The organism is Sphingomonas edaphi (assembly GCF_003583725.1).
GTDB lineage: Bacteria > Pseudomonadota > Alphaproteobacteria > Sphingomonadales > Sphingomonadaceae > Sphingomicrobium > Sphingomicrobium edaphi.
The window spans coordinates 95,161-119,218 of sequence record NZ_QXTF01000002.1; the positions used below are offsets into that span (position 1 = coordinate 95,161).

The 24,058-nt window shown below is 62.6% G+C and carries 29 protein-coding genes; 16 read left to right on the forward strand and 13 right to left on the reverse strand.

All coding sequences use genetic code 11. The features are described from left to right. The first annotated feature begins 27 nt into the window (after positions 1-27). Genes D3M59_RS07300 through D3M59_RS07325 form a run of 6 tightly spaced genes read left to right on the forward strand, consistent with a single transcriptional unit; the run spans position 28 to position 3,770 of the window. The gene (locus D3M59_RS07300; RefSeq protein ID WP_158581973.1) at positions 28-690 is read left to right on the forward strand and encodes a DUF4893 domain-containing protein; all 663 of its coding nucleotides are present in this window, start codon (positions 28-30) and stop codon (positions 688-690) included. Continuing rightward, positions 687-1,058: a ribose-phosphate pyrophosphokinase gene (locus D3M59_RS07305; protein ID WP_119533008.1), complete on the forward strand. Its 372-nt coding sequence runs from the start codon at positions 687-689 to the stop codon at positions 1,056-1,058. Before D3M59_RS07300 ends, D3M59_RS07305 begins: the two co-directional genes overlap by 4 nt. A 9-nt stretch (positions 1,059-1,067) precedes the next feature. Then, positions 1,068-2,213, forward strand: coding sequence for an RluA family pseudouridine synthase (locus D3M59_RS07310; RefSeq protein WP_119533009.1), 1,146 nt, complete (start codon positions 1,068-1,070; stop codon positions 2,211-2,213). Continuing rightward, positions 2,210-2,872, forward strand: a complete 663-nt coding sequence (locus tag D3M59_RS07315; RefSeq protein WP_119533010.1) for an HAD-IA family hydrolase — start codon at positions 2,210-2,212, stop codon at positions 2,870-2,872. The genes D3M59_RS07310 and D3M59_RS07315 overlap by 4 nt, the downstream gene beginning before the upstream one ends. Beyond that, complete coding sequence (locus D3M59_RS07320) at positions 2,869-3,081, forward strand: hypothetical protein (protein WP_119533011.1); 213 nt, start codon at positions 2,869-2,871, stop codon at positions 3,079-3,081. Before D3M59_RS07315 ends, D3M59_RS07320 begins: the two co-directional genes overlap by 4 nt. Beyond that, the gene (locus D3M59_RS07325; RefSeq protein WP_119533012.1) at positions 3,078-3,770 is read left to right on the forward strand and encodes an ATP12 family chaperone protein; all 693 of its coding nucleotides are present in this window, start codon (positions 3,078-3,080) and stop codon (positions 3,768-3,770) included. The genes D3M59_RS07320 and D3M59_RS07325 overlap by 4 nt, the downstream gene beginning before the upstream one ends. On the opposite strand, the gene gmk is transcribed toward D3M59_RS07325, so the two are convergent. Continuing rightward, positions 3,759-4,418 (reverse strand): guanylate kinase, encoded by a 660-nt coding sequence (gmk, locus tag D3M59_RS07330; RefSeq protein WP_119533337.1) that lies wholly within the window; start codon positions 4,416-4,418, stop codon positions 3,759-3,761. The genes D3M59_RS07325 and gmk overlap by 12 nt on opposite strands. Positions 4,419-4,542: 124 nt before the next feature. Here gmk and D3M59_RS07335 point away from each other — a divergent pair, with 124 nt between their 5' ends. The 3 genes from D3M59_RS07335 to murA all read left to right on the forward strand — a co-directional run bounded on the left by D3M59_RS07335 (position 4,543) and on the right by murA (position 7,100). After that, on the forward strand, positions 4,543-5,280 hold the full coding sequence (locus D3M59_RS07335) for a phasin family protein (protein WP_158581974.1): 738 nt from the start codon (positions 4,543-4,545) through the stop codon (positions 5,278-5,280). A gap of 135 nt (positions 5,281-5,415) precedes the next feature. After that, positions 5,416-5,778, forward strand: coding sequence for an ATP-dependent Clp protease adapter ClpS (gene clpS, locus D3M59_RS07340; RefSeq protein ID WP_407695445.1), 363 nt, complete (start codon positions 5,416-5,418; stop codon positions 5,776-5,778). Between the two features lie 38 nt (positions 5,779-5,816). Beyond that, a complete protein-coding gene (murA, locus tag D3M59_RS07345) occupies positions 5,817-7,100 on the forward strand; it encodes a UDP-N-acetylglucosamine 1-carboxyvinyltransferase (RefSeq protein ID WP_119533013.1) in 1,284 nt (427 codons plus the stop codon). On the opposite strand, the gene D3M59_RS07350 is transcribed toward murA, so the two are convergent. From D3M59_RS07350 to D3M59_RS07370, 5 genes are all read right to left on the reverse strand, one after another. Beyond that, positions 7,097-7,510 (reverse strand): GreA/GreB family elongation factor, encoded by a 414-nt coding sequence (locus tag D3M59_RS07350; protein ID WP_119533014.1) that lies wholly within the window; start codon positions 7,508-7,510, stop codon positions 7,097-7,099. The genes murA and D3M59_RS07350 overlap by 4 nt on opposite strands. A 183-nt stretch (positions 7,511-7,693) precedes the next feature. Beyond that, entirely contained in the window at positions 7,694-7,939 is a 246-nt protein-coding gene (locus tag D3M59_RS07355; RefSeq protein WP_119533015.1) for a hypothetical protein, read from the reverse strand. Then, complete coding sequence (locus D3M59_RS07360) at positions 7,936-9,204, reverse strand: DUF445 domain-containing protein (RefSeq protein WP_407695437.1); 1,269 nt, start codon at positions 9,202-9,204, stop codon at positions 7,936-7,938. Before D3M59_RS07360 ends, D3M59_RS07355 begins: the two co-directional genes overlap by 4 nt. A 31-nt stretch (positions 9,205-9,235) precedes the next feature. Continuing rightward, positions 9,236-12,397: an efflux RND transporter permease subunit gene (locus tag D3M59_RS07365; protein WP_119533016.1), complete on the reverse strand. Its 3,162-nt coding sequence runs from the start codon at positions 12,395-12,397 to the stop codon at positions 9,236-9,238. A gap of 32 nt (positions 12,398-12,429) precedes the next feature. Then, a complete protein-coding gene (locus tag D3M59_RS07370) occupies positions 12,430-13,608 on the reverse strand; it encodes an efflux RND transporter periplasmic adaptor subunit (protein ID WP_119533017.1) in 1,179 nt (392 codons plus the stop codon). Between the two features lie 224 nt (positions 13,609-13,832). Between D3M59_RS07370 and D3M59_RS07375 the strand changes: the two genes are divergently transcribed. Then, the gene (locus D3M59_RS07375) at positions 13,833-14,093 is read left to right on the forward strand and encodes a GlsB/YeaQ/YmgE family stress response membrane protein (RefSeq protein WP_199662450.1); all 261 of its coding nucleotides are present in this window, start codon (positions 13,833-13,835) and stop codon (positions 14,091-14,093) included. Positions 14,094-14,184: 91 nt separating this feature from the next. Then, positions 14,185-14,910: an SIMPL domain-containing protein gene (locus D3M59_RS07380; protein WP_119533019.1), complete on the forward strand. Its 726-nt coding sequence runs from the start codon at positions 14,185-14,187 to the stop codon at positions 14,908-14,910. A gap of 92 nt (positions 14,911-15,002) precedes the next feature. On the opposite strand, the gene D3M59_RS07385 is transcribed toward D3M59_RS07380, so the two are convergent. The 3 genes from D3M59_RS07385 to D3M59_RS07395 all read right to left on the reverse strand — a co-directional run bounded on the left by D3M59_RS07385 (position 15,003) and on the right by D3M59_RS07395 (position 16,086). Beyond that, entirely contained in the window at positions 15,003-15,275 is a 273-nt protein-coding gene (locus D3M59_RS07385; protein WP_119533020.1) for a GlsB/YeaQ/YmgE family stress response membrane protein, read from the reverse strand. A 187-nt stretch (positions 15,276-15,462) separates the two neighbouring features. Further along, on the reverse strand, positions 15,463-15,762 hold the full coding sequence (gene sciP, locus D3M59_RS07390) for a CtrA inhibitor SciP (RefSeq protein ID WP_037497888.1): 300 nt from the start codon (positions 15,760-15,762) through the stop codon (positions 15,463-15,465). Positions 15,763-15,858: 96 nt separating this feature from the next. After that, positions 15,859-16,086 carry a hypothetical protein gene (locus D3M59_RS07395; RefSeq protein ID WP_119533021.1) on the reverse strand — a complete coding sequence of 76 codons (228 nt, stop codon included), beginning with the start codon at positions 16,084-16,086 and terminating at the stop codon, positions 15,859-15,861. A gap of 75 nt (positions 16,087-16,161) precedes the next feature. On the opposite strand from D3M59_RS07395, the gene mnmA reads away from it, so the two are divergent. Both mnmA and D3M59_RS07405 read left to right on the forward strand, forming a co-directional pair. Beyond that, positions 16,162-17,274: a tRNA 2-thiouridine(34) synthase MnmA gene (gene mnmA / locus D3M59_RS07400; protein WP_119533022.1), complete on the forward strand. Its 1,113-nt coding sequence runs from the start codon at positions 16,162-16,164 to the stop codon at positions 17,272-17,274. Positions 17,275-17,290: 16 nt separating this feature from the next. After that, positions 17,291-18,376, forward strand: coding sequence for an alpha/beta fold hydrolase (locus tag D3M59_RS07405; protein WP_119533023.1), 1,086 nt, complete (start codon positions 17,291-17,293; stop codon positions 18,374-18,376). On the opposite strand, the gene D3M59_RS07410 is transcribed toward D3M59_RS07405, so the two are convergent. Genes D3M59_RS07410 through pdxH form a run of 4 tightly spaced genes read right to left on the reverse strand, consistent with a single transcriptional unit; the run spans position 18,330 to position 21,110 of the window. Further along, positions 18,330-18,800 (reverse strand): YybH family protein, encoded by a 471-nt coding sequence (locus D3M59_RS07410; RefSeq protein WP_119533024.1) that lies wholly within the window; start codon positions 18,798-18,800, stop codon positions 18,330-18,332. The genes D3M59_RS07405 and D3M59_RS07410 overlap by 47 nt on opposite strands. Positions 18,801-18,808: 8 nt before the next feature. After that, a complete protein-coding gene (locus D3M59_RS07415) occupies positions 18,809-19,600 on the reverse strand; it encodes a PhzF family phenazine biosynthesis protein (protein WP_119533025.1) in 792 nt (263 codons plus the stop codon). Continuing rightward, positions 19,597-20,535, reverse strand: a complete 939-nt coding sequence (locus D3M59_RS07420) for a cation diffusion facilitator family transporter (RefSeq protein WP_119533026.1) — start codon at positions 20,533-20,535, stop codon at positions 19,597-19,599. Before D3M59_RS07420 ends, D3M59_RS07415 begins: the two co-directional genes overlap by 4 nt. Then, positions 20,532-21,110: a pyridoxamine 5'-phosphate oxidase gene (pdxH, locus tag D3M59_RS07425; RefSeq protein WP_119533027.1), complete on the reverse strand. Its 579-nt coding sequence runs from the start codon at positions 21,108-21,110 to the stop codon at positions 20,532-20,534. The genes D3M59_RS07420 and pdxH overlap by 4 nt, the downstream gene beginning before the upstream one ends. Before the next feature lie 131 nt (positions 21,111-21,241). Here pdxH and D3M59_RS07430 point away from each other — a divergent pair, with 131 nt between their 5' ends. From D3M59_RS07430 to fabI, 3 genes are read left to right on the forward strand one after another with little or no spacing between them, the layout of a single operon-like run. Next, positions 21,242-22,207, forward strand: coding sequence for a DnaJ C-terminal domain-containing protein (locus D3M59_RS07430; RefSeq protein ID WP_407695438.1), 966 nt, complete (start codon positions 21,242-21,244; stop codon positions 22,205-22,207). A gap of 9 nt (positions 22,208-22,216) precedes the next feature. Beyond that, entirely contained in the window at positions 22,217-23,251 is a 1,035-nt protein-coding gene (locus D3M59_RS07435) for a YihY/virulence factor BrkB family protein (protein WP_119533029.1), read from the forward strand. A 3-nt stretch (positions 23,252-23,254) separates the two neighbouring features. Continuing rightward, complete coding sequence (gene fabI, locus D3M59_RS07440) at positions 23,255-24,058, forward strand: enoyl-ACP reductase FabI (RefSeq protein ID WP_119533030.1); 804 nt, start codon at positions 23,255-23,257, stop codon at positions 24,056-24,058.

The following is a 24,058-nucleotide window of genomic DNA, read 5'->3' on the forward strand; positions in this document are numbered from 1 at the left end:
GGGGTAATTCCTGTCATGGAGTCGTGCTTGAGACCTGGTTGGGCCTTGCCGTTGCTTGCTGTCGTCACCCTGGCGGCATGCGAAACCGCGCCCAAGTCGGTTCCCAAGGTGGTTGCCGCTCCGCCGTCTACCAAGGCCGAAGTGTGGCAGGGATTTGCCAATCCCGCGGACCTGGCGCGCATCCAACGCGTCGCGACGGGCTGGTCGAGCGGATTGGCCGAAGCCCGCGCCGGCGGTTTTCGGGACGCGATTCGCGGCGAGGGGCGGCTTTTGAATCCCGATGCCGCGCTGCCCCGTCCTGCGCCGACGCCGGGCAGCTACAGCTGCCGCATGGTCAAGCTGGGCAAGGAAGGCGGCAAGGGTCCGGCTTTCCAGAAATTCAAACCGTTCTTTTGCTATGTGCAGGTGGAAGGAGAGTTGTTCACCATCGTCAAGCAAACCGGCAGCCAGCGGCCGGCTGGACGGCTCTGGGAGGATGATTTCCCCAACCGGATGATTTTTCTAGGAAGCCTTGCGCTCGGCAACGAGGACGAGGCGCGTGCCTATGGCGACGATCCGAAGCGAGACATGGCCGGCGTATTCGAGCGCATCGCGCCGTTCGTGTGGCGATTGGTCATTCCCTATCCACAGGACGGCAGCCGGCTGCAGGTATTCGAACTGACTCCCGTAGCCGAACAGCCCAAGGGATGAGCCTGTCCGACCCGGCGGAGGTCCGGGCGCACCTGATTGCCGCCGCGGCCGCAGGCCATGCGCTGACCTATTCGGAATTGCTGGAGCATCTCGGCTACGGCTTTTCGCGGCCGAAAATGCGCCAGCTCTGCAAGACACTGGGCGCGGTGGACGAACAAGCTGCGACGCGCGGAGAACCCGAACTGGCGGTCCTAGTGGTCCGCCAGTCGGACGGACTGCCCGGCCAGGGATGGTGGATGGCTGATGGTGGGGCGATCCATGGCTACAGCGGACCATGGGTCGGGCCAGAGGCCGAGCGCTTTATCCGCAAGCTGCAGCAGGTGGCCTTCGACCATTGGGCAATGGCGCCCGACGAGGCTTCGGGCTAAGGGGCCGAAATGGCCAAGATTTCCAGCGATAATGTGCGGACGTTCTCCGTCGGCGAAGACGATGACGGCATCCGGCTCGACCGCTGGTTCAAGCGGCACCTGCCCGATGTCAGCTTCAACCTTGTCTCGCGCTGGGCGCGGACCGGCCAGCTGCGCGTAGACGGTAAGCGCGCCACGCCCGGCGATAGGCTGGCGACAGGGCAGGTCCTGCGCGTGCCGCCGGCCGAGGCCGCGCCTGCCGAAGGGCCGGGCGCCCGACCGAAACGGATCGTCGAGCCCCTGACCGACGACGAAGCGGAATTCATCCGAGAGATGGTAATCGCCAAGGGCCGCGACTGGTACGTGCTGAACAAGCCGCCGGGACTGGCGACGCAGGGAGGGACCAAGACTGTCCAGCATCTCGACCGCTTGCTAGACGGGCTCGTAAATGACGAAGGCCAGCGACCCAAGTTGGTCCATAGATTGGACAAGGACACGAGCGGTGTCCTGCTGGTCGCACGCTCGGCGCGAGCTGCTGGACATTTCGCTAAGGCCTTTTCCGGCCGGACCGCGCGAAAGGTCTATTGGGCGCTCATCACTGGCGTTCCGTCGGCCGACGAAGGGCTGATCGACGCACCGCTCGCGAAGCAGCCAGGTACCGGTGGTGAGAAGATGCATGTCGATGAGGAAAACGGACTTCCGTCGCGCACTCGCTACCGCCTGATCGAACGTGCCGGAAACCGCGCGGCTTGGGTTGAGTTGCAACCGCTGACCGGGCGGACTCACCAGCTTCGTGCCCATATGGCGGCGATCGGCCACCCGATCGTGGGAGACGCCAAATATGGCGGCGCGGATGCGTTCTTGACCGGCGGGATCAGCCGCAAGATGCACCTCCACGCCCGGCGCCTGAAAGTTGACGGACTTGACGGCAAGCCGATCGACTATACCGCCGAGCTTCCGGGGCATTTCGCGGAAACGCTGGCAACATTGGGCTTCGATCCCATGGCGGGCGAGATGATGCCGCTCGACACTCCAGATCCGGCGAAGTCGCCGGAGACCCGCGCGCGGCGCGCGGCGGCGGCGGCCAAGTCGGCGCGCAAGGCCCGCAAGGGCGAGCGCCGTTCGAGGGGCGGAGCGGCCGCGAAGCCGGCGCGCCGGCCGACACGCCGGAAATGACCAGGCTGGCCATTTTCGACTGCGACGGGACGCTGGTTGATAGCGGGGCGTCGATCCACAATGCTCTTCGCCAGACCTTCGACGCGCATGGCCTGAGCTGCCCGCCGCGAGACATCACGAAAAAGGTTATCGGACTTAGCCTCTACGAAGCCATTTCGACGCTGGTGCCCGAGGGCGATCATCTGGCGATGACCCAAACCTACAAAGACGCCTTCTTTGCGATGCGCGGCGCGGGCGAGGTCCAGGAACCGCTGTTCGACGGAATCGGCGAACTGCTAGAGACGTTGGAACGGGACGGCTGGTTGCTCGGTGTGGCAACAGGAAAGAGCATGCGCGGCCTGCGCCACTGCCTTTCGAGCCATGGCTTAGCCAAGCGTTTCGTAACTCTGCAGACCGCTGACCATAATCCGTCGAAGCCGCATCCAGGCATGGCACTATCGGCAATGGCGGAGGCCGGGGCCGAGCCGGCGCGGACCATCTTCGTCGGGGATACCGGCTGGGACATGGGCTGTGCGCGCAACGCCGGTGTCGGCGGAATTGGCGCTGGCTGGGGCTATCATGAGGTCGACGAGCTAGTCGCGGAAGGCGCGATAGGCGTTGCCATGGAACCGGCGGCGGTTGCCGCGCTGGCCAATGACTGGATCGGGAGGAGCGTGTGACGGACGAAGCCGAATGGAAAAGGCGGTTCCGCCTGTTCGCAATCTTGCGCATCGGTGGACTGTTGATGTTCCTGTTCGGTGTTGCGGTTGCATATAGTGACTTGCTGAAGCCGGGCGGTTGGCCGCTGCTTGGCGGGTTGCTGGCGATCCTCGGAGCCGTGGAAGCGGTGCTGATCCCGCGCGTGCTGAGGAAAAGCTGGGACCGGTGAAGCGTTTCTGGGGAAATGCCGCGGCGGTCGCGTCGGGTGATGGGTTCGCAATCGAACTGGATGGTCGGCGAGTGAAGACGCCGGCGCGCGCCGATTTGCTCGTGCCAACGACGGTACTGGCAGAGGCGATGGCGGCCGAATGGAACGAGTGCGGCGAAATTGTCGATCCGCGTGCGATGCCGCTGACCGGCCTCGCGAACGCCGCGATCGATCGGGTGAGCGTCGACAAGGATGGCTTTGCGGCAGGGATCGCACGCTATGGAGAGAGCGACCTCACCTGCTACCGCGCCGAAGGGCCGGATCTCCTGGTCGCCCGGCAGTCGGAGGCGTGGGACGCCCTCCTCGGCTGGGCGCGGCGCCGTTACGACGTGGACTTCGCCTGCGTCAGCGGCGTAATGCACGTCCCTCAGCCGGAGGAGACGGTTCGCAAGCTCGTTCATGCCGTCGCCGCGCTAGACGCATTCCGGCTGGCGGCGCTTTCGCAGCTGGTGACGATCGGCGGTTCGCTTGTAGCGGGGCTTGCAGTAGTCGACGAGATGATGCCGGCTGAAGGCGCATGGGAGGCGGTCAGCCTCGACGACCGGTGGCAGATGGAACATTGGGGCGCCGACGCGGAAGCCCAAGCGGCGCTCGATGCGCGGCGCCGCGACTTCATGGCCGCGGCACGGTTCCTCGATCTATTGCGCTGAACTCGCGACGAGGTCGCGGACGAAACCGACCAGCCCGGCCTGGCGCCAGCGCTTCAGGCGCTCGGCGGCGAGGATCGACCGGACTTCGCTTAAACAGGCACCCATGTCCTCGTTGATCAGAACATAATCATATTCCGCCCAGTGGCTGATTTCGCCTGCCGCCCGGCGCATGCGGCCCTCGATCACTTCTTCCGTATCGGTGCCGCGCATCTCCAGCCGCTGGCGAAGCTCGGCCATCGACGGGGGAAGAATGAATACACGGACCAAGTCTTCGCCCATGGCGGCGTGAAGCTGCTGCGTGCCCTGCCAGTCGATGTCGAAAAGCACATCGCGCCCTTCCTTGAGCGCCGCTTTGATCGGCGCCTGCGGAGAGCCGTAGTGATGATCGAACACAGGGGCCCATTCAGCGAACTCCCCGTCTGCAATCATCCGCTGGAATTCGGCATCGTCGACGAAATGGTAGTCGCGCCCCTCGATTTCGCCCGGGCGCATCGGCCGGGTCGTCGCGCTGATCGACATGGTGATGTGCGGATCGGCGTCGAGCAGCAGGCGGCTGATGGTCGATTTTCCGGCACCCGAAGGGGAGGAAAGGACAATGAGGAGGCCGCGGCGGCGGCGGGGCGGAACGGGAGTGGTCGGGTCGGCCATGGCCGCACTTGCCTTGCGCATCGGCCTGCCGTCAAGCACGCCGGTCCGTTTCATTGTGCAATGCACAAAAACACTTGAAACTCATGCTGCGGTGCATTATTGCATTGCAACAAAGGAGTTTCACGTGGCTGACGAAATGAAGAACGAAACCAAGGTCGACACGCCTATCGAAGCCGTTGCGGCGCCGGTCAAGGCTAGTGCGGAAAAGGTCGCTGCCGCTGTGGCTGCCCCGGTCAATAAGACCGAGACCGTCGTTCGTGCCCGTCGCGCTCGCAAGGCGCCGGCCAAGGTCGTCGAAGCCGTAAAGAAGACCAACAAGCGGGCGGTGAATGCCGTTCGCCGCACGGCGAAGGCCACGACCGCCACAGCCGCCGACCAGATCGAAAGGACCACCACCATGGCTTATGATTTCAACCAGCTGTTCGCCGGTTTCCAGATTCCGGGCGCCGACAAGTATCAGGACATTTTCGCCGACGTCGGCGAGCGTGGCCAGAAGCTTGCCGCTAAGTCGCAGAAGACCGCGGAAGAAGTGACCGAACTCGCTAAGGCGAACGTCGAAGCGCTGGTCGAAGCCGGCCGCATCGCCGCCGCCGGCGCCAAGTCGATCGGCCAGGACGTCCTGGCTTCGGGCCGTGACGGCATCGAGCAGGCTTCGGACGCCGTGAAGACGCTGGCAGAAGCCAAGTCGCCGGCGGAATTCTTCCAGATCCAGTCGGAGCTGGCCCGCGCCTCGTTCGATCGCTTCGTTGCCGAAAGCTCGAAGCTGACAGAGCGCGTCGTCAAGCTTGCCGGTGAAGCAGCCCAGCCGCTTCAAAACCGCGCCAGCCTGAATGCAGAGCGCATCAACGATCTGGTTGCCTAACCTCTCCCCCTCTTTGGCGGGCAACCCTGTTCCCGGCCGTCCCCCAGCCTTCGGGTTGAGGGACGGCCGCTTTTCTTTTCGGGACAGGTGGAGCCTCCCATCTTGCGGGAAGTTATCGCGTTGCCATATTTTGGGATGCGCATGATCGATGGATTGATTCTGATGGCCGGAAACGAACCGGACCGTGGCGACGGCCTCGACGATATCGAGACCGGTGTCGTCACCCGGACGCGGCCCAAAACTAAGAAGCCCAGCAACTACAAGGTGCTGATGCTGAACGACGACTACACTCCGATGGAGTTCGTCGTTCTGATCCTGCAGCGCTATTTTTCGATGGATATCGAGGATGCGACGCGGGTCATGCTCCAGGTTCACCAGCAGGGCGTCGCGGTGTGCGGCGTGTTCACATACGAAGTCGCGGAGACCAAGGTCGCGCAGGTGATCGACTTCGCGCGAGAAAACCAGCACCCGCTCCAGTGCACGCTGGAGAAAGCCTGACCGCTTGTGAGTCCCGAAGGTTGCGCTAAAGCGCGGTCATGGACTCTATTCGCATCACCGGAGGCAAGCGCCTCGAAGGCAAAATCCCGATTTCGGGCGCAAAAAACAGCGCACTGACGCTGCTGCCCTGCGCGCTGCTGACCAGCGAAAAGCTAACGCTGACCAATCTTCCTCGGTTGGCCGACGTCGACAACTTCTCGCATCTTCTCAACGAGCTTGGTGCCTCGACCAAGGTCGCGGCAATGAAGAAGGGCGAGATCGGGCGGCGGATGACGCTGCAAGCGGGTGAAATCGCCTCGACCGTCGCGCCCTATGACATGGTCCGCAAAATGCGCGCGTCAATTCTGGTGCTAGGTCCGATGCTGGCGCGTGCTGGTGAATCAACCGTCTCGCTGCCAGGTGGATGTGCGATAGGCGACCGGCCGATAGACCTGCACTTGAAAGCGCTTGAAGCGATGGGCGCGGAGATCGAACTGGCGGCCGGCTATGTTAAGGCGACGGCACCCAATGGACGTCTTCCGGGCGGCGACTACAGCTTCCCGGTTGTGTCCGTAGGGGCGACGGAAAATGCGCTGATGGCTGCTGTCTTGGCCACGGGACGGACCCAGCTATTCAACGCCGCGCGCGAACCGGAGATTGTCGACCTTTGCAACCTGTTGGTCGCGATGGGTGCCAAGATCGACGGCATTGGAAGTTCCCACCTCATCATCGACGGCGTCGAAGGACTCAGCGGCTGTACCTATGCTGTCATGCCCGACCGCATTGAAGCGGGAAGTTACGCCTGCGCGGCCGGAATTACCGGCGGATCGATCGAGCTGGTCGGCGCCAAGCCATCAGACATGCTGGCGATCACCAACGCGCTGGCCGCTGCCGGACTGGTTATCGAAATGACCGACAACGGCATGAAGGTAACCGCCGATCGCCCGCTGAAGCCGCTCGCGATTTCAACCGCGCCTTATCCCGGCTTCCCGACCGACATGCAGGCGCAGTTCATGGCCATGCTGTGTCTCGCCAAAGGCGAGAGCTTCCTCGAGGAGACGATCTTCGAGAACCGCTACATGCACGTGCCCGAGCTTCGCCGAATGGGAGCGAACATCGACGTCCGTGGGCGGTCAGCCATTGTCCACGGAGTCGACGGCCTGACCGGCGCTCAAGTGATGGCAACTGACCTTCGCGCTTCGATGAGCCTGGTGCTGGCCGGCCTCGCGGCCGAAGGCGAGACGGAAGTGCTGCGCGTGTACCACCTGGATCGCGGCTATGAACGGCTCGAGGAAAAGTTGAGTGCGGTGGGCGCCACCATCGAGCGGGTCAGCGCTGGCTAGTCCGCAGCGGGCTGGCGAACGGCGGTGATCCGGAGGCGCCGTTCATTTCCGCTGAGGTCAGGCCAGTCGATCGACTGACCAGCGGATAGGCCACACAACGCTGCCCCGATCGGCGTGAGGATCGAAATGCGACCCATTGCGATGTTCGAGTCGCCCGGCAAGACCAGTGTGACGGTACGCCGCTGCATCGTTTTTTCGTCGATGAAGTTCACTTCAGCACCAAGCGTCACCACTTCGTCCCGCAGGTCGCACTTGTGATGTAGCTCGGCGCGGTCGATTTCGGTCAGCAGCATGGCGGCAACAATCGGATGATCATGCTCGGCGCGCAGGGCAAGGTTTCCGACTAGGTCGGACTCGGTGTCGATCAGGTGAATTGGTGGCCGCTCGCGGCCGCGGGGAAACGCTTCCATCTTTTTCCTTAAACGATGTTGTGATCAGGAAAGTCCCCGGACCCAGCGTACGCTTAGGGCCGGGGCATCGCTCTCGCGGGAATTTGCCCCGCGTGCAGGAAAAAGCGCTGGAAAGCAGCGGTAAACATGGATCAATGTTGGCGCTTTGCGGGATGGAAGTCAAAGCCGGCGAGCGAACTTGAACTACTTCCGCTTGTGGCGAACCGACTTTTCCCACGCAGTTTCGTCCAGCGAGCGGAGATAGGCTTCGACCTCGTCCGGCTCTCCGTTTGGGCCCTTGTCATCAATGCCGATCAAGGGTTCTCTCTTACCATCGAGCAGCCCAACTTTACCGAAGCGGCGTTTGCCAGCAGTCCGGACGCGCGATCGGATAAGCTTTAGACCGCGATTACGGGCCATGGCTGCCAACTCGTCGATTTCGGCGGTCATATGCTGTCGAGGACGTGGAGGGTCAGGCCGACCAGGCCGCCGACCAGCGTGCCATTTATCCGGATGTATTGAAGGTCGCGACCAACGGCGGATTCGAGCCGGTTGGTAATCGTCTGCGCATCCCAGCCTCGCACGGTTTCGCTGACCAGCTTGACGATGGAGCTGCCATAGCTGGCCGCCATTCCAGACACGGCGCGGCGGGCGAACTGGTTGATCGCCGACTTCATCCGGGCATCCTTGTCGAGGCTTTGGCCCATCGACTGCAATATTTCCCCTAACTTGCCGGCCATGGCCGCATCGGGATTGCGCGCGGCGCGAATGATCGCTTCCCGGCCTTTTTGCCATAGCGTATCGAGCCACAGGGACACGCTCTGGTTATCAAGCAGCTGGACCTTCATCGCCTCAACTCGCTCGCGCGTTTCCGGCTTGGTCTGCAGGTCGTTTGCAAGTTGCGCCAGTGCTTCTTCGGCCTTTACCCGCACCGGGTGCGCCGGGTCGGTGTGCATGTCGGCCGTCAGCTTGCGCAGTCCTTCGATTATGGCGTCGGCAAGCTTGGTATCGAGCGAGGCGAGCTTCAGCACCCAGTTGGCTCGCTTATGCACCATGTCGCGGATCAGTTCTTCATTCGCGTCCAGCGCCCTCGCCATCCAGCGGATCGCTGCCTCAAGCATCGGAACATGCCGGTCGTCGTTGATCGCAGAGGCGAGGGCGTGGCCCAGTAGCGGCGAGACCTCCATGTTGCGGATGCGATTGGCGATCGATGATTTGACGAGGCCACCGAGCCGCTCGTCGTCGAGGCTTTCGAATAGATCCGCGATCAAGCGGCTTGCGCCTTGCCGAATGCGAGTTTCCTCACCGTGGGGCGCCTGGAGAAAGCGCCCAACCGCTCCGGCCAAGTCGATGTTTCGCATCCGCCGCGCGACGACCGGCGCGATTAGGAAATTCTCTTTCAGGAAATTGGCGAGAGCTTCACCGATCCGGTCCTTGTTGCGCGGTATGATAGCAGTGTGCGGGATCGGCAGGCCTAGCGGATGGCGGAACAAGGCCGTGACCGCGAACCAGTCGGCCAGCCCGCCGACCATCGCCGCCTCGGCGAATGCCTTCACGTAGCCCAGCCACGGGTAAGCGGGTTCGAAATATCGCGTTGCCAGGAACACCCCGGCCATCACCACCAGCAGGCCTGTAGCGGCCGCCTTCATTCCGACGGCGCCCGGCTGGACCGGATTGAACCGGGCGAGGGCGGGCGGCTGTGACGGCGCGTTCATTGCCGCCACTCTAGCCGCCGTACGCTGGAAGTCACTCCGCGGGTTGCGGGTAAGCCTCGTCCATCGGCTTGTGCGGCTCACCATTGTCGATCAACCGCGTGAACTTGCTGGCGATCCAACGCTCGATGTCGATGGCGATCGAGAAGAAGGCGGGGACCAGAAGCAGGGTCAGGATGGTCGAGAAGACGAGGCCGCCGATCACGGTGACTCCCATTGGCGCCCGCCAGCTGCCGTCGCCGGTCAGGGAAATGGCGATAGGCACCATGCCGGCGACCATCGCGACGGTCGTCATGACGATCGGCTGGGCCCGCTTGTGGCCGGCTTCGACGATCGACTCATTCTTCTCCATGCCGTGGTTCATCATCTCGACAGCAAAATCGACCAGTAGAATCGAGTTCTTCGCGACGATGCCGAACAGCATCAGAATGCCGATCAGCACCGGCAACGACACCGGATTGCCCGTCAGGTGCAGGCCGATGGCCGCGCCAAGCGGGGCCAGCAGCAGCGAGCCCATGTTGACGAAGGGGGACAGGAAGCGGCGATAGAGCAGCACCAGCACCGCAAATACCAGCAATACGCCGCTCATGAGCGCGATCATGAAGTAATAGAGCAGTTCGGCCTGCCACTTCGAATCGCCCAGTTCCATCTTCTGGACGCCCTCGGGCAGATTCTTGACCGTCGGAAGCTCGTTGATTTTCTTCCACGCGTCGCCGGAGACCAGCCCGGGGGCAAGGTCGGCGCCGACGGCAAGGCGGCGGATCTGGTTGGTGCGCTGCACGGTCGTAGGACCCGCGCCGAAGCCAATTTCGGCAACCGATTTCAACGGCACCGAACCGCCCGACGAGGTCGGGACCGGTAGGTTCTCGAGGATCGACAGGTCCTTGCGGGCCGTGTCGGGCAGCGAGACGGTGATCGGCACCTGGCGGTCGGCCAGCGAGAATTTCGCGCTGTTTTGGGCAATGTCGCCCAACGTGGCGATGCGGATCGTCTGGCTAAGCGCCGTCGTCGTGACGCCTAGGTCGGCGGCAAGGTCGAAGCGCGGCTTGATGACGATTTCCGGACGGACGAGATCGCCGACTGCACGGGGCGCGCGCAGCTCCTTCAGTGTCGCCATTTCGTCGACGATCTTGTTCGCGGTCGCGTTCAACAGTTCGGGATTGTCGCTGCCGAGGTAGAGCGCGATATCGCGCCCGCCGCTGCCCGGTCCGCCGCCGCCTTGGCTCATGAAATTCACTTGGGCGTCGGGAATGGCCGACAGGGACGGGGTCAGGCTGCGCTCGAACTCTGTCGAGGTGACCGTGCGGTCCTTCTTGAGGACGATGTTGAGGAAGCCCGAGCCCACGTAGATCCGCTGGAAGACGCGATCGACGGCGGGATTCTTCTCGATGATCTCCGCTGTGCGGTCGGCAATCGCCTCGGTCTGCTGCAACGTGGTGCCTGGCGGCATGCCGATGCGGACGCGTGAGAAGTCGAGATTGAGCGGCGGCTGAAACGACATCGACAGCGTCGCGAACAGCACGATCTGAAGGATGAACGCGCCAATGCCCGCGCCGACCATCGCGAAACGGTGGTCGCGGAACAGTGAGAGGACGCCGCCGACGAAACCGGGCCGGCGCCGGCGATAGGCTTCGGCCTTGCTGGTATCGAGAGACCAGCGGAGGACCTTTAGATATTTCTCCATCGCTGGGCCGCCGGCATGTTCCTGCACGCCATGCGCCTTGAGGAAATAGGCGGCGATAAGCGGTGTGATCATTCGAGCGACGAAAAGGCTCATCAGCACCGCAATGACGACGGTGTAGCCAAAGCTCTTGAAGAACTGGCCGGAAATGCCCGGCATCAGAGCGACTGGCAGAAACACGGCGACGATCGACATGGTCGTGGCGACCACGGCCAAGCCGATTTCGTCCGCTGCATCCATTGATGCCTGGTAGGCCGTCTTGCCCATGCGCATGTGCCGGACGATATTTTCGATCTCAACAATCGCGTCGTCGACGAGCACGCCGGCCACTAGGCTGAGCGCGAGCAGCGAGAGACCGTTCAGCGTGATGCCCATCAAGTCCATGAACCAGAAGGCAGGGATGGCGGAGAGCGGGATAGCAATGGCCGAGATGACCGTCGCGCGGAAGTCGCGGAGGAAGAGGAAGACAACGAGGACGGCGAGGATTGCGCCTTCTATCAGCCCATGCATTGCGGAGCGATACTGCTCCTTGGTGTAGTCGACCTGGTTGATGATCTCCACGAACTTGATCCGCGGATCTTCCTTTTCGATCTTGCGAAGCTCGGCCCAGGCATCGTCATAGGCGGTGACTTCCGACGAGCCCTTCGATCGTTGGACGTTGAAACTGATCACCTGCCGCCCGTTCATCTTGGCGATGGTGCGCTGTTCCGAATAGGCGTCCTTCACCTCGCCCAAGTCGGCGAGGCGAACGGTCCGCCCGCCCGGAACGACGATCTGGGTCTGCGATAGTTCGTAGGCATCCTTGGCATTGCCGAGAACGCGTACCGACTGTTCAGAGCCGGCGATTTCCGCGCGGCCACCGGCGGCGTTGAGGTTCGTCTGGCGAAGCTGCGAATTGACCTGTGCCGCCGTAATGCCTTGGGCCTGGAGAGCGGCCGGGTCGAGGATAACGCGAATCTGACGGTCGACGCCGCCTTCGCGGGTGACTGCGGCGATGCCCTCGACGCCCAGCAAGCGACGTGAAACATTGTTATCGACATACCAGCTGAGTTGCTCGAGCGTCATGTCGGTCGTCTGCGCGGCCACGAACAGGATCGGATCGCCAGCGATATCGACCCGGCTGATCTGCGGTTCCAAGATGCCGTCGGGCAGGTCGCCACGGATCTGGGTGATCGCATCGCGAACATCGTTGACCGCGCGGTCGGTCGGCGTGCCGATTTCGAACTGAACGAAAGTGCTGCTGTTGCCTTCGCGGACCGAGCTGTTGATTTCGTCGACGCCGTTGACCGAGCGGATTGCCGCTTCGATTTTTTGCGTGATCTGGTTCTCCATCTCCGTCGGGGCAGCGCCTGGCTGGGAGATGTTCACTTCCGCGGCCGGAAAATCGATGTCCGGATTGTTGTTTACGTCCATGCCCATGAACGCGACCAGGCCGGCCAGCATCAGCCCGACGAACAGCACAATCGGCGGAACCGGGTTCTGGATGCACCAAGACGAGATATTGCGGAAGTTCATGCAAAAACGCCTTCTTCGCGAATGTCAGCCGGTTAGCGGGCAGCCTGCCGCTTGGGCGAGACCTTCTGGCCTGGGTTGAGGAACGGCCCGGCCGAGAGGACGACAGACTCTTGGCCCGAAATGCCCTCGGCGATGGTCACGCCCTGATCGTCGACGTTGCCGATCTTCACGGCCCGGCGCTCGACCTCATTTTTGCTATTGATGATGTAGACGTAATTGCCCTTGTCGTCGCTCAGCACCGCGCTCTGCGGCAGCAACGGCGCCGTCGTGCCGCCCGCGGCGATCTTCGCTTCGGCAAAGCCGCCAGGGCGAATGGCCGGATCATAGGGAACGCTGATGCGAACCTCGCCTTGGCGGCTCTGCGGGTCGATGATCGGCGATACTTGCCAGACGGATCCCGGGAAGCTGCGGTCGGAGCCGATCGGCGTGACCGACGCCGACATTCCGGCGCGGACATAGGCGAGATCCTGCTGCGACATTTGCGCGCGCATTTCCATTTCGCCGGCACTGGCGAGGCGGAAGAGCGCTCCGGACCCGGGGCTGACCACTTGGCCAACCTCGACACTGCGGGCGAGGATCAGGCCGCTGGTTGGCGCGCGAATGTCAAGGCGACCGATCTGGGCGCGGGTAGCGCCAAGTTGGGCCTGTGCGACGCGAACGCGGGCGTTAGCGGCATCGCGCGCAGCCCGCTTGCGATCGAGATCGGCCTTGCTGACGAATCCACGGCCCACCAAGGCCTCACTACGCTCAAATTCATTCTGAGCCAGTGCAGCGTCGGCACGCGCGGCCTGGACCTGCGCGGCAAGCTGCGCTGCCGTTTGCGTTTGCACCTGGCGGTCCACGGTCGCCAGGACCTGGCCCTGACGGACCCAGCTGCCCGCATCGACCAGCACCGCGCGGACAAGGCCGCCTTCGCCGGCAACGCCGATCGGTTGGTCGCGGCGGGCGGCAAGAGCGCCCGAAGCGGTCACGACTCGCGCGACCTGCGAACGGCCTGGGACGACGACGGATACGGTCGGGATCTGGCCGCGGCCGCCGGCCGCACCGGCGCCTTCGGTGGCCTGTTCGTCCTTGCCACTGCCCATGTAAATGAAAGCGGCAATGGCCAGCGCGGCCACGACTACGGCAGCGATGATGATGTTACGCCGACGCCGGGACCGGTCGACAACGACTAGGGTATCGGAACTTTCGAAGTGAGTTTCCCGGTTCATAAGCCGCATTCTTTCCGCCAATCGTCCGTAATCAGCCGCAGCCCTGCTGCGCCAGCTGTATTACGCAAATAAGTCACCCCGTGCAACTGCAACGGGTGCGCCTTTCGTGGAAAGTGATTTTCTACGAACGGCGGCACCCCTTACACCGACGCGCGTTGTTGCCAATGTGAAACGAGCGTGGTCCAAGGGGTTTCACGCTAACATAGCACAGGGAGCGTATGGGGATGATCGAAAGTTACGGGATTATCGGTTGGATCGTCATCGGCCTGCTGGCCGGCGGGATCGCCAAGCTTTTGATGCCCGGCAAGGACCCTGGTGGCTGCCTCATCACTATGTTGCTCGGCATCGCTGGCGCGCTTTTGGCCGGTTTCCTCGGCAAGATGGTTGGCTGGTACGATGACGGTGAGGCGGCCGGTTTCGTTGCGGCAATCGTCGGCGCCTTCCTCATCCTGCTGATCTACCGCCTAGTGCTTCGCCGTCGGTAATCGGCGACACATCTGGGCCGTTCATATTTGGGCCATCGGTCGTCAGCCAGCTTGAACGACCGATGGCCCTTTTCCTTGGTGGGAGAATATCATGCGTAAGACCCTGTTGACCGCGGTTGCCCTCAGCGCTGCAGTCTTGCCCGCGGCGGCGATAGCGCAGTCCGTGGCGACGGTGCCTGTGCTGTCCGGCACAAGGCTTGATATCAATGCCTCCGGGGAAGTAACGCGGGTTCCTGACCTCGCGATCATCTCGGCAGGCGTGCAGACGCTGCAGCCCACCGCCACCGCCGCGATCGAGGAAAATGCGACGCGGATGGAGCGCGTGCGTGCGGCGTTGAAGCGGGCCGGCATCGCCGACAAGGACATCCAGACCTCGACGATCAACCTCAACCCTGAATATCGCTATGGCGAGAACCAGCCGCCGCGCCTCACCGGCTACCGCGCGACTAACACGGTCAACGTGAAATTCCGCGATCTGAAGCGCAGCGGCGCAATCCTGGATGCTTTGGTGGCGGAAGGGGCCAACCAGATCAACGGGCCTAGCCTGACTATCGACAAGCCCGAAGCTGCTTATGACGAAGCGCGCGCCAAGGCCGTTGCCGTTGGGCAGGCGCGGGCGGAGCTTTATGCCCGCGCTCTCGGCAAGCGAGTCGTCCGGCTGCTGTCCGTGAGTGAAAGCGGTGCCTATGTCCCGCCGCCGATGCCCTACGCCGCCGATGCCATCCAGGTGACCGGTGCTCGTGTCGCCAAAACGGAGATCGATCCCGGGACACAGCAGTTGCAGGTCAACCTGTCGATGAGCTTCGAGCTCCAATAAACGCTCAAGCGCATAAACGCTCAATCACGGCAATTAAAAAGGGCCGCCCGGAACCAGCCGGGCGGCCCACATTTTTTCGTGCGCCTTGCCGCTTAGCGGACGCTGCCGCGACGGACGAGGTTGACGATTGCCAGAAGGATGATCGCGCCAAGGAGCGAGATCAGAAGGTTGGGAAGCGAGAAGTCACCGCTGGTGATGGAGCCGCCGCCGAGCAGCGGGGCCAGCAGAAGACCGCCGAGAATTGCGCCGACGATGCCGACGACGATGTTGAGAAGAATACCCTGTTGTGCGTCAGTGCGCATGACGATGCTGGCCAGCCAGCCAAGAATACCACCGACAATGATGATCAGGATCCAGGTAAGCATTGCGTTCCTCCTGTTCGTGGCCACCCCTTGTACGCGGGGCGCCTTCCGGCACCTAAGACGCTCGATGCAACGCTGTTGTTCCGGTAAAGCAATAGAATGTCTAGTACCGGCATCGAAACGACATAGGAAATAGGCCCCGCCGTTGCCGGCAGGGCCCAGTTAGATCGGCGTTGGGGACGGCCGAAACCTAGTAGCGCTGCTGGCGCTCGTACTGGTCGCGGTAATGCTTGATGCGAGTAACGCGGAGGCCCGGCATGCCGGATCGGTCGACCGCGCGCTGCCAGCCAGTGAATTCTTCAAGGCTCAGCGTATAGCGCTGGCAAGCCTCGTCGACGGTCAGCAGGCCGCCGGCCACCGCAGCTACAACCTCGGCCTTGCGGCGCACGACCCAGCGGGTCGTAGAGGGCGGCGGAAGCGAATCGAGAGTCAGCGGCTCTCCGAGCGGTCCGATTACCTGCGCTGGCCGGATTTTCTGATTCTCGAGCATTACAAAACCTCAATCACGTTAAACTGCTGTCGATGGCCAGGATTTAACCGAAGGCCGTTGATAACTGCTGAAGCGCGCTGGTAACCTTCCCCTTCATCAATCCTTATCATCCTTTAACCATGCCGCATTCGGCATGCGGGCGAAGGCACCCTTCAACAGCGTCTTTGCGTCCCGCCACCCCTCGCTGGCGGAGAGGAAACAGGCGATGGCATCCTGCCGGTCTTCATTTCTGCTCGCGCGGCCATCGGCCAGCGCGGAAAGCAGTTCCTCGATATCGAGTTGCGCTTCTGCCGCTGCCTTCAGATTGCCGTCGAATCGCGCCAATGAACCGGCTTTCCCCCGTTGAACCTATCGCCGGTCTAGCCGGACAGGGTGAATTTCGAGTAAAGAACCGCCGCAATGCTTCCCCGTTTTGACCTAGAAAAAGACGCCGCTTCGGCGCGGATCGTTGTCGCGATGTCGGGAGGTGTCGATTCGTCGGTCGTTGCCGCACTCGCCGCGCGTACCGGCGCGGAGGTAATCGGCGTCACGCTTCAGCTATACGATCACGGCGAGGCGGTGAAGCGGTCCGGCAGCTGCTGCGCGGGGCAGGACATCTATGACGCGAAGACGGTCTGCGACCGATTGGGCATTGCTCATTACGTACTCGACTACGAAAGCCGCTTCCGCACTGGGGTAATCGACAAGTTCGTCCACGAGTATGCGGAAGGTCGGACCCCTGTGCCATGTTCGTTGTGCAACCAAGGCGTGAAATTCACTGACCTAATTGGATTTGCGCGGGAACTGGGCGCCGATTGCCTCGCGACCGGCCATTATGTCCGGCGCGTCGTGAACGGCGACCGCGTCGAGATGTGGAAAGGCCGAGATCCCGCACGCGACCAGAGCTATTTCCTCTATGGGACCACACGGGACCAGTTGGAGTATCTGCGCTTTCCGCTGGGGAATTTGCCAAAGAGCGAGGTTCGCGGGCTAGCGGTTGAGGAAGGTCTCGTCGTCGCGGACAAGCCAGACAGCCAGGACATCTGCTTTGTGCCGGACGGCGATTACGCCGGGCTGGTCAAGCGGCTCCGCCCTGAAACGGCGGCGCCGGGTGACATAGTCGATATGCAGGGCCGAGTGCTGGGCGGGCACCAAGGCGTGGTGCACTTCACCATCGGCCAGCGCCGGGGTATCGAGATCGGCGGACAACCTGAGCCTCTCTACGTCGTCCGAATCGAACCGGAGCAGCGTCGCTTGGTCGTCGGCCCCCGACGGGCACTTGCCGTCGCGGCGGCCCATGTCGAACGCATCAACTGGCTGGCGGAAGACCAGCAGGTCGTAGAGGCCAAGGTCCGCAGCCTCGCGCGCCCTGTGCCCAGTCGCTGGGATGGCAAGCGGCTGACTTTCGAATCTCCCGAATATGGAGTTGCACCGGGCCAGTCGGCCGTCTTTTATGAAGGTGACCGGCTGCTCGGCGGCGGAACGATCACCGCCACCGAGACAGCATCGATGGACAAGGCCGCTGCGGCCTGACGAAAGGCGCGTACCGATGTTGATTAGCACTGCCGTGGTTGCCCTTGCGTTGCAGGCCGGGGTGCCGTCGCCTGTCCCGGCAGTCGCCGGGGTGAAGACTTGGCCCGCGCAAGAGGCCGATTACGTCATACGCGATTTCCGGTTCGGGTCCGGCGAGACACTTCCCCAACTGCGCATGCACTACACCACGCTCGGCCAGCCTCGCCGGAACGCCGCCGGAGAAATTGAGAATGCGGTGATGGTGCTGCACGGAACAGGCGGTACCGGCAAGCAGTTCCTCCGACCGCAATTCGCGGACGAACTGTACGGACCGGGCCAACCGCTAGATATCCGCAAATATTGGGTCATTCTGCCTGACAATGTGGGGCATGGCTCATCGTCCAAACCGTCGGACGGAATGCGAATGTCTTTCCCCGCCTATGACTATGACGACATGGTCGAGGCGCAGCGACGCCTCCTGTCCGAACGACTTGGCGTTAAGCGGCTGCGACTGCTGATGGGCACATCCATGGGATGCATGCACGGCTTCGTCTGGGCCGAAAAGCATCCGGGGTTTGCGAAGGCAATCATGCCGCTGGCCTGTCAGCCGATCGAAATCGCGGGGCTCAACCGCATGTGGAGGCAACTAATCGTCGACGGCATCAAGTCCGACCCGGCGTGGCAGAACGGCAATTACAAGCGGCAGCCCCAGCAGGGATTAAGGACGGCCCAATCGCTTCTGTTCGTTGCCGGAAGCGCGCCACTGTTGCTGCAGCGAGAATATCCGACCAGGGAAAGGGCCACGGGCTACGTCCGGCAATCGGTCTCGACAGCTCTGGCCTCGCTCGATGCCAACGACATGCTGTACCAGTTCGAATCCTCGCGTAACTATAATCCCTGGCCCGGGCTGGAGCGGATCATCGACCCGGTCATGTGGATCAATTCCGCCGACGACTTCATTAATCCGCGCAACCTCGAAGTCCCCACAGAGGCCGTGAAGCGGATGAAAAACGCGCGATTCCGCATGATCCCGGAAAGCCCCAATACCCGCGGTCACGGCACCCATACATGGGCGGTCAATTGGAAGGCTGACTTGGCGAATCTTCTGGCGCGGACGGAGTAACGTCGTAGGCGGAGACATGGTTGAGGGTAATGAGCCAGTGACCATCCCGCTTACGGAATAGGCGCGTGTTGACGCCCTCGGTGTGGCGCTTGCCGCGGTCTAGCCGATAGCGTCCGACCAGCATTGCGGCATCCGGCCCGAGCAGTTCGACCTTCATGTCGTAAAAATGAAGCCTGCCCCGCCGTTCGGTCGAACCGCCGTAATCGCGGACATAATGGTCGAGCGTTCCTTGCCAGCCGTCCTGGAATTTTCCTCCGGACACGAACTGCACGCCGGGGTTCTGGAAACCCTCCATGTAGCCGCGAAAATCCCCGCGGTTCCAGGCGGCCTCCATGTTGGCGATGACGGTCAGGATCGCCTTCTCCTCACCGGCGCTCGGTGCGGGCTCAGCATTGGCAATTGAGAGTGCCGCAAGCAGGGCCATTAAAGTCTTCATAGCTGGAAATAACCCTCGATGACCGTGACCGCGTGTCCGCCCAGTACCACCCTTTCACCTTTTAGCTCGCAGTCGAGCAGCCCAGTCCGGGCACTGGCCTGCAAGGCGGTGAACCGTTTCCGGCCCAGACGCTCGGCCCAGTAGGGGACGAGTGCCGCATGGGCGGAGCCGGTCGCGGGGTCTTCGTCGATTCCAGCGTAGGAAACGAACACCCGGCTCGCGATATCCTGATCGTCACCGGGCGCCGTCACAATCGCCATGCGATGGATTTTGCCGAGGGCCGCGAAGTCGGGAGCGACGGCAAGCACGGCCCGCTCATCTTCAACCGGTACGATAATACTATCGTTGCAGCCGTCTGCTAGCCACAAGGGGCGATCGGGCAGCCCCAGCGCTTCGCACACCCCGGGTTCGGACACTTCGCGCAGGCTCGCGGCGGGCAGGTCGAGCTTCAGAAGACTTGCGTCGTCATCGTCTCGGGACACCGTTAGGATGCCGGACTTAGTTGCGAAACGGATGCGCCCGCCTTTCAGCAGAACATGCGCCGCCGCTAACGTCGCATGACCGCAGAGCGGGACTTCGACTGCGGGCGTGAACCAGCGGAGCTCATAATCCGCATGCTCGTCCTCGCTCGGTACCGTAAAGGCGGTTTCGCTGAGGTTATTCTCTGCGGCAATGGACTGCATCGTGCCGTCGGGTAGCCAGCGGTCGAGTGGCATGACGGCGGCGGGATTGCCGCTGAACGGCCGGTCAGCGAACGCGTCGACCTGAAAGAACGGCATGGGGGTCATCGCGCACTCTCCGTCAGTTCCTGCGGCAAGATGCCTTCGCGGTCGGTGTGACCTTCGGGGTCTAGATGAATGATGATCTCCGTACCGGAGAAGCGATGCTGCAGCTTTTCTTCGACGATATCCATCCGGTCATGCGCCTCGCGGACTGTCCAATGCGCCGGAACCCAAACATGAAACTGCACGAAGCGGTGAGCACCCGACGTGCGGGTCCGTAGGTCGTGAAGCCCCTTGAGTTCCGGATAATCCTTCGCGGCGCAGAGGAAGGCTTCGCGCTCCTCGTCCGGCCACTCGCGGTCCATCAGTTGGTCGATGCTTTGGCTCGCTGCGCGCCACGCGCCGTACATCAGCCAAGCCGCGATCGCGAAGCCGAACAGCGGATCGGCAAGCCGCCAGCCCAGTACCTGATCGATGACGAGCGCGGCGATAACCGCCAGATTGAGCAGCAGGTCGGACTGGTAATGGACATGGTCGGTCCGGATCGCGACCGACCCGGTCCTGCGAATAACGTGATGCTGGTAGCTGAGCAGGGCGAAGGTCGCGGCGATGGCGACGACTGAAACCGCGACGCCCAGTTCCAGCCCTTTTGTCGGCTGGCCGTTGACCATCCGGTCAAACGCCCGCCACGCGATCCCGAGCGCAGATAGGGTAATCAGAATAACCTGGACGAGCGCCGCCAGCGCCTCTGCCTTGCCATGTCCGAAGCGGTGGTCGTCGTCCGCTGGCATTGCTGCCCAACGAACCCCGAACAGCGTGACCAAGCTGGCGATCAAGTCGAGCACTGTGTCGGCAAGGCTGCCAAGCATGGCCACGGAACCCGTGGCCCAGGCCGCATATCCCTTGAGCACCGTCAGGAAGAGGGCCATCGAAATGCTGGCAATTGCGGCGCGGGTAGTCAGCTTCGACCGCTCAGTGTGATGATGCTGCACCGAGTTCATGGATAGAGAAGTCCTTCGATCCACTCTCCCTCGATCCGCGTAAACAGGCGGCGTTCGTGGAGGCGGTGGGGACGGTCAGACCAGAACTCGATTCGACGGGGTTCAACGCGGAACCCCGTCCACCGGTCCGGTCTTGGCACGTCGCGGCCGGCGAATTGACGAGCCATATCCTCGAACCGGGCCTCGAACGTCTCCCGCCGGTCGAGCGGCCGGGATTGGATAGAGGCATGGGCGCCCAGCTGCGAATCCCGTCCGCGGGTCGCGAAATAGGCGTCCGCTTCCTCCGGTTGCACTTCACTGACCGGCCCCTCGATCCGCACCTGACGCCGCAGGGATTTCCAGTGGAAGAGCAAGGCAGAATGGGCGTTGGCCGCCAGCTCGTTGCCCTTTCTGCTATCGGCGTTGGTGTAAAAGGTGAAACCATCCGGGCCATGGCCCTTCAGAAGGACCATGCGAACCGAAGGTCGTCCGTCTGGCGTTGCGGTCGCCAAGGCCATCGCCTCGGCGTCATTGAGCTCGCTTTTCCGCGCTTCTTTGAACCAGCTGTCGAACAGGGAAATAGGGTCGTCGGCCATGCCGCGCGTTTGCCCCCTCGAGCGGCGCGTGTCGAGGCTCCGTTCAGCGTTCGGCGTACGCCGCCTAGAGCGCCGTAAAGCTTGACGGGAACGCGGCTCATCCCGAAACGGGGGGACTGAACGAAGGGGCCGTGATGGATCTTTATCAGCAGTTGGGTGTGCAGCGGGGCGCGAGCGATGGCGAAATTAAGAAGGCCTATCGCAGTCTAGCCAAACAGCTGCATCCGGACCGCAACAAGGATAACCCCAAGGCAGCGGAGCGCTTTGCCAAAGTCACCCACGCCTATGACCTTCTTTCCGACAAGGACAAGCGGGCGCGTTACGATCGTGGTGAAATCGACGAGGACGGCAATCCGCGTATGCCTTTCGGCGGCGGATTCGGGGGTGGTGCCGGGGGCGCTCGGCCAGGTGGTGGCTACGAAAGCTATCCGGGCGGCGCGGGCGGCGGCTTTCAGGGGGCCGATGCAGCTGACCTTTCCGACCTGTTCGAAGGCCTGTTCGGTGCGGCAGCAGGCGCGCGGCGCAGCAACACCGGCAATGGCCCGTTCGGCGGTTTCAACCGGGCCCGGCCGCCACAAAAGGGCGCGGATGTCGCCTATCGGCTGAAAGTGCCCTTCGTCGATGCGGCGACGCTGAAGGAGCAGCGCATCAAGCTGGCCGAAAACAAGATGATTGACCTGAAACTGCCCAAGGGGGTCGATGACGGCACGCGCATCCGCCTCGCTGGACAGGGGAAGGAAGGCCCGGGTGGGCGGGGTGACGCGCTTGTGACAATCGAGATCGCGCCTCACGCCTTTTACGTCCGTGACGGCAAGAACATCCGCCTGACCCTACCCGTGACGCTGAAGGAAGCGGTGCTGGGCGCAAAGGTCAAGGTGCCGACACCGGAGGGTCCGGTGATGCTGACCGTTCCAAAAGGAACGTCGTCCGGCAAGGTTCTGCGTCTGAAGGGTCGGGGCTTCACGGCCAAAGACGGAACCCGGGGCGATCTGCTAGTCGAACTGGCGGTAGACCTGCCTGCGTCGGACGAAGCGTTGCAACGCTTTGCCGAGCAATGGGACGGCGGCGGCAACCCAAGGGCGTCGTTTGGGGTTTGACCTTCCTCGATGAAGGACCTTCATCCCCACTCGCCTGAAGAGCGGCGCAAGCGTCTCGCCAGGCTGCGCGCTCGCTTCGGCAAGGCCGCAATCGAGCGGGCCAAACAGGAAATCAAGCCGCTGATCGTCGCCAAGCGAGTGGCGATCGGCGTCTACGACGACGGCTTCATCCACGCCGGAAACCTCGCCTATCTCGCGTTATTGGCTATATTCCCTTTCCTCATCCTAGCGGCCGCCGTCGCGCGCATCTTTGGACGGACGGAGGATACGGCGCTAACCGTTGCGACCATCCTTGGCCGCTTGCCGCCGGCCGTACGAGGCGTATTGGAAGGCCCGATCGACGAGGTGCTGCAGGGGCGGTCGGGCGCGCTGCTCTGGTTCGGCGCGCTGGTCGGCCTGTGGACCGCAGCCAGCTTCATTGAAACGATCCGCGACATTCTTCGTCGAGCCTATGGCGTAAAATATTCGGCCAGCTTCTGGCAGTATCGGCTGGCTTCGATGGCTGTAATCTTGGGCTCGGTGGTTCTGTTGTTCATCGCGTTCGGCGTGACTGTGCTTCTGACGTCTGTTCACCAGTTCGTCGTGGCGCAGCTGCCGTTCTCGGAAGGGCTCGGTCACCAGCTCGGCTTCTACCGCATCATTCCCGCCGTCACGCTGTTCGCGACCTTCTACGTCATTTTTCTCGCGCTGACCCCTGCGCGCTACCGAACGATCGAATGCCGCAAATGGCCGGGGGCATTCATCGCCACTGTATGGTGGCTGGTAACCGTCGAGCTGCTACCCCGGGTCATTGGCTTGTTCGGCGGCTATGAACTAACCTACGGTAGCCTGGCGGGGGTCATGGTTGCGCTCATCTTTTTCTTCGTTATCGGCCTCGGCGTGGTGGCAGGGGCGGAACTCAACGCTGCACTGGTCGAGCCTGGCGGAAAGGCGCTAAGGGGCGAGCATTACGAGGGGCCGTACGAAGCGGAACTTCCGGTCGAAGAGCCGGCCCCCGAGGAAGAAATGGGGCGCGCCGAGATGCGCAGGAAAAAAGGGAACTAGCCGATGGGCGGCATCATGGCAGGCAAGCGCGGGCTCATCATGGGCCTGGCAAACGACCGGTCACTGGCGTGGGGCATCGCGAAGCAACTGCGGGAGCAGGGCGCGGAGCTGGCATTCAGCTATCAGGGCGAAGCGCTCGAAAAGCGGGTAAGGCCGTTGGCCGAGCAGCTGGGGAGCGACTTGCTGATTGATTGCGACGTTGGCGAGATGGGCAAGCTCGACGAGGCATTCGATGCGTTGAAGGCACGCTGGGACGGGCTCGATTTCGTCGTCCATGCGATCGGCTTCTCCGACAAGAACGAGCTTCGCGGCGGCTATGTTGATACCAGCCTCGACAATTTCCTGATGACCATGAACATCTCGGTCTACAGCTTTGTTGCCGTCGCGGCACGGGCTCGCGGGATGATGAGGCCCGGCGGTTCGCTATTGACGCTCAGCTATTATGGCGCCGAAAAAGTCATTCCTCATTACAATGTGATGGGCGTGGCCAAGGCCGCGCTCGAAACCTCGGTAAAGTACCTTGCCGCCGACCTTGGACCCGAAGGCCTTCGCGTAAATGCGATCAGCGCCGGCCCGATCAAGACGCTGGCGGCCAGCGGCATCGGTGACTTCCGCTACATCATGAAGTGGAACGAGTATAATTCGCCGCTACGGCGCAACGTGACGATCGAGGACGTTGGCGGCGCCGGATTATACCTACTCAGCGACCTCGCCTCGGGCGTAACCGGCGAAATCCATCATGTCGACGCCGGCTACAACGTCGTGGGCATGAAGGCCGAGGACGCCCCGGACATCGCGACGGTCTGA